General features: G+C 51.2%; 3 tRNA genes. All 3 read left to right on the top strand.

Features of this window, described 5'->3' with window-relative positions:
* Window positions 1–2: 2 nt before the first annotated feature.
* The 3 genes from EDI28_RS26805 to EDI28_RS26795 all read left to right on the top strand — a co-directional run bounded on the left by EDI28_RS26805 (window position 3) and on the right by EDI28_RS26795 (window position 325).
* Window positions 3–78, top strand: a tRNA-Gly gene (locus EDI28_RS26805).
* A gap of 70 nt (window positions 79–148) precedes the next feature.
* A tRNA-Met gene (locus EDI28_RS26800) sits at window positions 149–225 on the top strand.
* Window positions 226–249: 24 nt separating this feature from the next.
* Window positions 250–325: transfer RNA gene (locus EDI28_RS26795), tRNA-Gly, on the top strand.
* Window position 326: the final 1 nt, after the last annotated feature.

Genomic DNA, 326 nt, shown 5'->3' with positions numbered 1-326 from the left:
ATGCGACACTAGCTCAGCTGGTAGAGCGCAACCTTGCCAAGGTTGAGGTCACGAGTTCGAACCTCGTGTGTCGCTCCAAATTGGTCTTATTGCTTCGGCAGTGAGACAATAGTTGTTACCGTACTTTAACGGTGAGATATAAATCGGACGCGGGATGGAGCAGCTTGGTAGCTCGTCGGGCTCATAACCCGAAGGTCGTTGGTTCAAATCCAGCTCCCGCAACCAATTTACTTGTTGAGATACAAGAATGCGACACTAGCTCAGCTGGTAGAGCGCAACCTTGCCAAGGTTGAGGTCACGAGTTCGAACCTCGTGTGTCGCTCCAA

The organism is Photobacterium chitinilyticum, from assembly GCF_004104355.1.
Lineage (GTDB): Bacteria > Pseudomonadota > Gammaproteobacteria > Enterobacterales > Vibrionaceae > Photobacterium > Photobacterium chitinilyticum.
This window is presented reverse-complemented; position numbering and strand designations above follow the sequence as displayed.